Source organism: Cupriavidus sp. SK-4 (genome assembly GCF_000611125.1).
Taxonomy (GTDB): domain Bacteria; phylum Pseudomonadota; class Gammaproteobacteria; order Burkholderiales; family Burkholderiaceae; genus Cupriavidus; species Cupriavidus necator.
Genome location: NZ_JFJW01000043.1, coordinates 14,887 through 23,128 on the forward strand (window position 1 = coordinate 14,887; position 8,242 = coordinate 23,128).

An 8,242-nucleotide genomic window follows, 5' to 3' on the forward strand; every position below is an offset into this window, starting at 1 on the left:
GGCCCCGGGCCTGCATTGCCCCTCGCCCTCTGACATGACTTCCCGACAACCCCCGGTGTGGTTGCGCCTCTGGCATCGCTTCGCACCCGCCGAACGCGCCGGCTTTATCGACGGCGCGCGCTACTTTGCCCCGTCCCTGCCCGCGGTATTCTCCTGGGGCCTGGTGACCGGCGTGGCGATGAGCAAATCCGTGATGACCGTGCCCGAAGCCATCGGCATGTCGCTGCTGGTCTATGCCGGCTCGGCGCAGCTGGCGGTACTGCCGCTGTTCGCCGCGGGCCTGCCGCTGTGGACCATCTGGCTGACCGCGGCCGTGGTCAACCTGCGCTTCGTGATCTTCAGCGCCGGCATGCAGCCGCACTTCAGCTACCTGCCGCTATGGCGGCGCACCATCCTGGGCTCGTTCAACGGCGACCTGCACTTCGTCTACTTCCTGCAGAAGTACAGCACGCCCGGCTACGAGCCCGGCAAGGAAGGCTACTTCTGGGGCATGGCGCTGACCAACTTCTGCACGTGGCAGCTGTCCTCGATCATCGGCATCGTGCTGGCCAGCCTGTTCCCCGACAGCTGGGGCCTGGGGCTGGCGGGAACCATGGCGCTGATCCCGGTGATGATCGCCACCATCAACTCGCGCTCCACGTTGCTGGCCGTGGTGGTGTCGGCGGTGCTGGCGCTGCTTTGCTTTGACTTGCCGTACCGCCTCAGCCTGGTGGTGGCAGTGGTGGGCGCGATTGCCGCCGGCATGGCCAGCGACGACCTGGCCGCGCGCGCGTCGCTGCGCGGCATCCGCCGGCGCAAGCCCAAGGCCCCCGAGGTCACCAACGCCGCCGCGCCGGAAACGCCGCCGGGAGACCGCGCATGAGCCATCTTGAAATCTGGATTGCCATCCTCGGTATGGCGGTCGTCACCATCGTCACGCGCGCGCTGTTCCTGATGGCCGGCGAGCATGTCACCGTGCCGGACCGCATCGCGCGGGCGCTGCGCTATGCGCCGGCCGCGGCGCTGGCGGCGATCATCCTGCCGGACCTGATGACCTGGCAGGGGCATTTCACGGTGGCGTTTTCCAACGACAAGCTGATGGCCGGGATTGCCGCCACGTTGTTCTACCTGCTGACCCGGAAGATGGTGGGGATGATCATGGTGGGGATGGCGGTGTACACGGCGTTGCGGTTGCTGGGGGGGTAAGGGACCCTCACCCCTCGAACGCCGCCGCCGCCCGCTCCAGCCGGTCACGCACCCCGGCCCAATCCTGCCCTTCAGGCAGCACCTCGAACATCAGCTGCGTATAGCCCTGCTTGTCGAGCTTGCGCAGCAAGCGGTAAAGCTCACGCGCATAGGCCGCCGCGTCCGCAGGCGCCTGCACCCAGGTACAACGCTGGTCCACCAGCGGCGCCCGGCCGACCCACGCCACGCGGGCATCGTCCGGCAGCGAGGCCAGCTGCGCCGAAGCCGCTTGCGCATCGGCCAGCAGCAGCGGTGTGTGCGGCGCATAGTGGGCCTTGAGCGTGCCTGAAGCCCGCGGCGCGGCCGCATCGGGCGGCAGCGGGGCCGCGCCCAATACCTGCGCCATCATCGCCGCGGTGATCGCCCCCGGCCGCAGCAGCACCGGGCCGATGCCCTGGTCCAGCCGCGACAGGTCGACGATGGTCGATTCGATACCGACCTCCACGCCATCGCCTTCCAGCACATAGACCGCATCGCCGAATTCATCGCGCACATGCTGCGCGGTGGTCGGGCTGACCTGGCCGAACTTGTTGGCCGACGGCGCGGCAATGCCGCCGCGGCCGCGCTTGAAGCGCGCCAGCAGCGCCTGCGCCACGGGGTGAGCGGGGCAACGCACGCCGATGCTGTCCTGGCCGCCGGCGACGGCCGCATGGATATGCGCGGCGCGCTTCAGGATCAGCGTCAGCGGGCCGGGCCAGAAGGCGTCGATCAGCTGCTGAGCGGCCTCGGGGACCTCGTCGGTCCAGTAGCCGATATCGGCGCCGTCCACCACGTGGACAATCACCGGATGGTTCGACGGCCTGCCCTTGAGCGCGAAGATGCGGGCGACCGCCTCGGGGTTCTCGGCGTCCGCACCGAGGCCGTAGACGGTTTCGGTGGGAAAGGCGACCAGTTGCCCGGCCTCGAGCAGGCGGACGGCTTCGTCCAGTTCAGCGGCCGTGGGCATGCGCGGCGACATCGTGTTCCTTGGAGCTATGGCTTCAGAGCGGGATATGCAGCGCCTGCGCGGCGGCGGCAAAGGCGGCGTCGGCCGCTTCGGCATGCTCGCCCACGCAGTTGACGTGGCCCATCTTGCGCGACGGGCGCGCATCGCCCTTGCCGTACAGGTGCAGCTTGGCACCGGGTTGTGCCACCACCTCGTCCCAGGACGGCGTGCGTTCCAGGCCGAACTCGAACCACACATCACCCAGCAGGTTCAGCATCTTGCCGGCGGAGTGCTGGCGCGTGCTGCCCAGCGGCAGCCGCGCCATGGCGCGCACCTGCTGTTCGAACTGGCTGGTCTCGCACGCATCCATGGTGATATGGCCGGAGTTGTGCGGGCGCGGCGCCATCTCGTTGGCGACCAGCGAGCCGTCGGTCAGCACGAAGAACTCGATGCACAGCACGCCCACGTAGCCCATCTCCGTAGCGATGGCAGCGGCTGCGGCACGCGCGCGGTCGGCAATGTCAGGCGACACGCTGGTCGACGGCATTTCCGTCGAAAACAGGATGCCGTCGCGGTGCACGTTCTCGGCCAGCGGCCAGGTGGCAGTGGAGCCGTCCGCGGCACGCGCGGCCAGCACCGAGACCTCATAGGCCAGCGGCAGCATCTGCTCCAGAACGCACGGCACGTGCTGCATGGCGTTCCAGGCGGCGCGCACGTCGTCGCGCGTCTTCACGCGCGCCTGGCCCTTGCCGTCGTAGCCCATGCGCGCGGTCTTGAGGATGCCGGGCAGCACGTGATCGGGCAGCTGGTCGACATCGGCATCGTGCTGGATCACCCAGTGCGGGGCCGGCGACACGCCGGTGCGCTCGGCGCACGCGGCAAAGAACTTCTTCTCGCCGATGCGGTTCTGCGCGATCGACACGCAGTAGCCGCGCGGCGCGACAAAGGCGCCCAGCTGCTCGAGCCGGTCCAGCGACAGCGACGGCACGTTCTCGAACTCGGTGCTTACCGCCTGGCACAGCTTGCCCATTTCGGCCAGCGCGGCCTCGTCGGTGTATTGCGCACAGATATGCTTGTCCGCCACCGAGCCGGCCGGGCTGTCCTGGTCCGGATCGAGCACGCATACGCGATAGCCCATCGCCTGTGCCGCATGCGTGAACATGCGGCCGAGCTGGCCGCCACCCAGCATGCCGAGCCACGCACCGGGCAGGATGGGCGCGTCGGGACGGTCGACGCCGAACTCGGCGCGCGATTCCGGCGTGTGGGCTTCGGAGAGGTAGGGATGGATATCGGTAGGCATTGCTAGGTTCCGTGGGATGTCCGGATGATTACAGCGGCAGCGTCATCGCGCGCGCGGCTTCGGTCTGCTTCGCGCGGAACGCTTCCAGCGCGCCGGCCAGCGCCTCGTCGGTGGTGGCCAGCGTGGCGATCGCGTGCAGCGCGGCATTGGCGGCGCCGGCCTCGCCGATGGCGAAGGTGGCCACCGGCACGCCCTTGGGCATCTGCACGATCGACAGCAGCGAATCCTCGCCGCGCAGGTACTTGGACGGCACCGGCACGCCGAACACCGGCACGATGGTCTTGGCGGCGATCATGCCGGGCAGGTGCGCGGCCCCGCCGGCACCGGCGATGATGGCGCGGATGCCGCGGCTGCGCGCGCTCTCGGCATAGCGGAACATGTCGTCCGCCATGCGGTGCGCGGACACCACCTGGGCTTCGAACGGCACGCCGAAATCCTTCAGCATGGCCACTGCGTGCTGCATCACGTCCCAGTCGGAACTGCTTCCCATCACCACGCCGACCAGCGGCTTGTCTTGCTTGCTCACGTTTGATCCTTCCTTGTTTGCTCCCCTCTCCCGCTTGCGGGAGAGGGGCGGGGGTGAGGGCCGGCGCTTCCCGATGCGTGGCGCCTTGCTGAACCACCCCTCACCCTACCCTCTCCCCATGAGGGGAGAGGGAACACATTTTGGTTACTGCAGTTCTTCGCCCGTCAGGCGCGTCAGCGCTTCACGGTACTTGGCGGCGGTCTTTTCGATCACGTCGTCCGGCAGTTGCGGCGCCGGCGCGGTCTTGGGCCAGGGCTTGCCGTCGATGCGCACGGCTTCCAGCCAGTCGCGCACGAACTGCTTGTCGAACGACGGCGGGTTGGTGCCCACCTGGTACGAATCGGCCGGCCAGAAGCGCGACGAATCGGCGGTCAGCACTTCGTCCATCAGCGTCAGCACTCCATTGTCGTCCAGGCCGAACTCGAACTTGGTATCGGCGATGATGATGCCGCGCGTGGCGGCAAACTCGGCCGCTTCCTTGTACAGGCGGATCGAGATCTCGCGCATCTGGCGCGCCAGCGCGATGCCGATGCGGGTCTCGACTTCGGCAAACGAGATGTTCTCGTCGTGCTCGCCCATCTCGGCCTTGGCGGCCGGGGTGAAGATCGGCTCGGGCAGCTTCTGCGCGTTCTGCAGGCCGGCGGGCAGCTCGATCCCGCACACCTTGCCGGTGGCCTGGTAATCCTTCCAGCCGCTGCCGGCGAGGTAGCCGCGCACCACGGCTTCGACCAGGATCGGCCTCAGGCGCTTGACCACCACGGCGCGGCCCTTGACCTGCTCCACTTCCTCCGGCGCGACTACGGTCTCGGGCGCGATGCCGGTCTCGTGGTTCGGCACGATGTGCGCGAGCTTGCGGAACCAGAAGTTCGCCATCTGGTTCAGCACGCGGCCCTTGTCAGGGATCGGCTCGCCCATGATGACGTCGAACGCCGACAGGCGGTCGGTGGTGACGATCAGCAGCTTGTCATTGCCGACGGCATAGTTGTCGCGCACTTTGCCGTGGCCCAGCAGCGGCAGCGAGTTGATGGAGGACTGGTAGAGAGCGTTGGACATGATGGTTCCGATAAAACGGCGAAGCCGCCGGGCGCTGGATGCGTGCCGCGGCGGCCGGAACTGCAATCCGCCTTCCCCTTGCTCGGAAGGCGGACTAGGGACATTTACTGCACAACCTGCGACAGCTTGCCCGCCTTGTACTGCTGCGCGATGTCGGTCAGGCCGATCGGCTTGATCTTGCCGGCCTGGCCTTCGCAGCCAAAGGCGATGTAGCGCGCCTTGCACACCTGCTTGGCGGCTTCGCGGGCCGGCTTCAGGTATTCGCGCGGGTCGAACTTGCTCGGGTTCTCGGCGAAGAAGCGGCGGATCGCGCCGGTCATGGCCAGGCGGATGTCGGTGTCGATGTTGATCTTGCGCACACCGTACTTGATCGCTTCCTGGATTTCCTCGACCGGCACGCCGTAGGTTTCCTTCATGTCGCCGCCGAACTTGCGGATCTCTTCCAGCAGTTCTTGCGGAACCGACGACGAGCCGTGCATCACCAGGTGGGTGTTGGGGATGCGGGCGTGGATTTCCTTGATGCGGCTGATCGCCAGGATGTCGCCGGTGGGCTTGCGCGTGAACTTGTAGGCGCCGTGCGAGGTGCCGATGGCGATGGCCAGCGCGTCCAACTGGGTGGCCTTGACGAAGTCGGCGGCCTGCTCCGGATCGGTCAGCAGCTGGGAGTGGTCGAGCACGCCGACGGCGCCGATGCCGTCTTCTTCGCCGGCTTCACCGGTTTCCAGCGAGCCCAGGCAGCCCAGTTCGCCTTCCACGGTCACGCCGACGGCGTGGGCCAGCTGCACCACCTTGCGGGTGACGTCGATGTTGTAGTCGTACTCGGCCGGGGTCTTGCCGTCTTCGCGCAGCGAGCCGTCCATCATCACCGACGAGAAGCCCAGGTCGATCGCGCCCTGGCAAATTGCCGGCGACTGGCCGTGGTCCTGGTGCATCACCACCGGGATGTGGGGATAAGCCTCAACCGCGGCTTCGATCAGGTGGCGCAGGAAATGCTCACCGGCGTATTTGCGCGCGCCGGCCGAGGCTTGCATGATCACCGGGGCGTTGACCTCGTCGGCGGCCTGCATGATGGCCTGCACTTGCTCGAGGTTGTTGACGTTGAAGGCCGGCAGGCCGTAGCTGTTCTCGGCCGCGTGGTCCAGCAGCTGGCGCATCGATACGAGTGGCATGTCTAACTCCTAATAAAAAATGGGGTGTCTTCCGCGTATTCTTCTAGTCGGCGCTTACGCAGTGCATCGACTTACGTAGCGCATCGCCCGTGCCTGCCGGCGCCGTCAACCCTGCGCATTCCGCGCTGGCGCTCCGTCCGGCATGGCACGCATTGCCTCATCTCACTTTCAGCTGCCCACCCTGACGATCTTCAGGGTGTTGGTGCCGCCCGGCTGGCCCATCGGCTCGCCAATGGTCAGCACGATGAAATCGCCGCGCTGCACCACGCCCTGCGCCAGCAGCAGTTCTTCTGCCTGTTCCAGCGCGGTGTCGCGGTCGGCGCTGGACTGCAGCGGCAGCGGCACCACGTTGCGGTACAGCTGCATCTTGCGCTGCGAGGCCAGGTTGGGCGTCATCGCATAGATCGGCACATGGATGCGGTGACGGCTCATCCACAAGGCGGTGGCGCCGGAATCGGTCAGCGCGGCAATCGCCTTCACCTGCAAATGATAGGCCGTGAACAGCGCACCCATCGCCACCGACTGGTCGATGCGCGAAAAGGTCTGGTTCAGGAAATCGGTGTCGAGCTGCACCACCTCGGACTTCTCGGCTTCGACGCAGACCGCGGCCATGGCCTCGACCGTCTCCACGGGGTATCGGCCGGCGGCGGTTTCGGCCGACAGCATCACCGCGTCGGTACCGTCCAGCACGGCGTTGGCCACGTCCGAGACCTCGGCACGCGTGGGCACCGGGTTGACGATCATGCTCTCCATCATCTGGGTAGCGGTGATGGTCAGCTTGTTGGCCTCGCGCGCCAGCTTGATCATGCGCTTCTGCAGCGCCGGCACGGCGGCGTTGCCCACTTCCACGGCCAGGTCGCCGCGTGCCACCATGATGCCGTCTGACGCCTGCAGGATCTCTTCCAGCACGCCCGGGCGGATCGCCTCGGCGCGCTCGATCTTGGCGATCATGCGGGCCTTGTGGCCGTGCGGCTGGCCGGCCACGGCGGTCAGCTGGCGCGCCATTTCCATGTCGGTGGCGTTCTTGGGGAAGCTGACGGCGACGTAGTCAGCGCCCAGGGCCATGGCGGTCTTGATATCGTCCATGTCCTTGGCGGTCAGCGCCGGCGCCGACAGCCCGCCGCCCTGGCGGTTGATGCCCTTGTTGTTGGACAGCTCGCCGCCCACGCGCACGGTGGTGAAGATCTCGCTGCCGAACACACGGTCCACCACCAGCACGATCAGGCCGTCGTTGAGCAGCAGCAGGTCGCCCGGGCCGACGTCGCGCGGCAGGTCCTGGTAGTCCAGGCCGGCGCGCTGCTCATTGCCGAGCTGGCAGCTCGAATCCAGGATGAACGGGTCGCCCGCCTTGAGGGTAATCTTGCCGTGCTCGAACTTGCCTACGCGGATCTTGGGGCCCTGCAGGTCGGCCATGATGGCGACCTCGCGGCCGCATGCCTGCGCGGCTTCGCGCACCAGGCGGGCGCGGTCGAGATGGTCCTGGGCGGTGCCGTGCGAAAAATTCAGCCGCACCACGTCGACCCCCGCCGCGATCATGCGGGTCAGGATTTCCAGCGAGCTGGAGGCGGGGCCGATGGTGGCAACGATCTTGGTGGAACGAGTCATGCGCGGAATTCCTGGTTCAGGGCCCCGGCAACACCGCCGGGCCCGGCGGATGCGTCAGCCTGCGGCGCGCTGCTCCAGCACTTCGAATGCGGGCAGCTTCTTGCCTTCCAGGAATTCCAGGAACGCGCCGCCGCCGGTGGAGATATAGCCCACGCGGTCGGCGATGCCGTACTTGGCGATCGCGGCCAGCGTGTCGCCGCCGCCGGCGATCGAGAACGCCTTCGATTCGGCGATAGCCTGGGCCAGCACCTTGGTGCCGTTGCCGAACTGGTCGAATTCGAACACGCCCACCGGGCCGTTCCAGACGATGGTGCCGGCGGCCTTGAGTTGCTCGGCCAGCATCGCAGCGGTCTTGGGGCCGATGTCCAGGATCATGTCGTCGTCGGTCACGTCCTTGACGTCCTTGACGGTGGCCGCGGCGGTGGCGCTGAATTCCTTGG

General features: G+C 67.3%; 9 protein-coding genes. 2 read left to right on the plus strand and 7 right to left on the minus strand.

Annotated features, from left to right (window positions below; translation table 11 throughout):
- Nucleotides 1-34 precede the first annotated feature (34 nt).
- On the plus strand, nucleotides 35-862 hold the full coding sequence (locus tag CF68_RS09050) for an AzlC family ABC transporter permease (protein ID WP_035817670.1): 828 nt from the start codon (nucleotides 35-37) through the stop codon (nucleotides 860-862).
- A complete protein-coding gene (locus CF68_RS09055) occupies nucleotides 859-1,185 on the plus strand; it encodes an AzlD domain-containing protein (RefSeq protein ID WP_013955653.1) in 327 nt (108 codons plus the stop codon). Before CF68_RS09050 ends, CF68_RS09055 begins: the two co-directional genes overlap by 4 nt.
- Before the next feature lie 7 nt (nucleotides 1,186-1,192).
- On the opposite strand, the gene CF68_RS09060 is transcribed toward CF68_RS09055, so the two are convergent.
- From CF68_RS09060 to pgk, 7 genes are all read right to left on the minus strand, one after another.
- Nucleotides 1,193-2,182 (minus strand): L-threonylcarbamoyladenylate synthase, encoded by a 990-nt coding sequence (locus tag CF68_RS09060; protein WP_035817676.1) that lies wholly within the window; start codon nucleotides 2,180-2,182, stop codon nucleotides 1,193-1,195.
- Nucleotides 2,183-2,204: 22 nt separating this feature from the next.
- Nucleotides 2,205-3,449, minus strand: a complete 1,245-nt coding sequence (locus CF68_RS09065; RefSeq protein ID WP_035817678.1) for a 5-(carboxyamino)imidazole ribonucleotide synthase — start codon at nucleotides 3,447-3,449, stop codon at nucleotides 2,205-2,207.
- Between the two features lie 28 nt (nucleotides 3,450-3,477).
- Nucleotides 3,478-3,975, minus strand: coding sequence for a 5-(carboxyamino)imidazole ribonucleotide mutase (gene purE / locus CF68_RS09070; RefSeq protein WP_010812195.1), 498 nt, complete (start codon nucleotides 3,973-3,975; stop codon nucleotides 3,478-3,480).
- A 144-nt stretch (nucleotides 3,976-4,119) separates the two neighbouring features.
- Nucleotides 4,120-5,028 carry a phosphoribosylaminoimidazolesuccinocarboxamide synthase gene (locus tag CF68_RS09075; protein WP_035817679.1) on the minus strand — a complete coding sequence of 303 codons (909 nt, stop codon included), beginning with the start codon at nucleotides 5,026-5,028 and terminating at the stop codon, nucleotides 4,120-4,122.
- Between the two features lie 104 nt (nucleotides 5,029-5,132).
- A complete protein-coding gene (fba, locus tag CF68_RS09080) occupies nucleotides 5,133-6,197 on the minus strand; it encodes a class II fructose-bisphosphate aldolase (RefSeq protein WP_035817682.1) in 1,065 nt (354 codons plus the stop codon).
- Between the two features lie 168 nt (nucleotides 6,198-6,365).
- Nucleotides 6,366-7,802 (minus strand): pyruvate kinase, encoded by a 1,437-nt coding sequence (gene pyk / locus CF68_RS09085; protein WP_035817683.1) that lies wholly within the window; start codon nucleotides 7,800-7,802, stop codon nucleotides 6,366-6,368.
- A gap of 54 nt (nucleotides 7,803-7,856) precedes the next feature.
- A partial coding sequence (gene pgk / locus CF68_RS09090; protein ID WP_035817685.1) for a phosphoglycerate kinase occupies nucleotides 7,857-8,242 on the minus strand: 386 nt, incomplete at its 5' end.

Coding starts and splice junctions, on each gene's coding strand:
- pyk (WP_035817683.1), bottom strand. CDS start 7,802: ATGACTCGTTCCACCAAGATCGTTGCCACCATCGGCCCCGCCTCCAGC.
- CF68_RS09075 (WP_035817679.1), bottom strand. CDS start 5,028: ATGTCCAACGCTCTCTACCAGTCCTCCATCAACTCGCTGCCGCTGCTG.
- fba (WP_035817682.1), bottom strand. CDS start 6,197: ATGCCACTCGTATCGATGCGCCAGCTGCTGGACCACGCGGCCGAGAAC.
- CF68_RS09055 (WP_013955653.1), top strand. CDS start 859: ATGAGCCATCTTGAAATCTGGATTGCCATCCTCGGTATGGCGGTCGTC.
- CF68_RS09065 (WP_035817678.1), bottom strand. CDS start 3,449: ATGCCTACCGATATCCATCCCTACCTCTCCGAAGCCCACACGCCGGAA.
- CF68_RS09060 (WP_035817676.1), bottom strand. CDS start 2,182: ATGTCGCCGCGCATGCCCACGGCCGCTGAACTGGACGAAGCCGTCCGC.
- CF68_RS09050 (WP_035817670.1), top strand. CDS start 35: ATGACTTCCCGACAACCCCCGGTGTGGTTGCGCCTCTGGCATCGCTTC.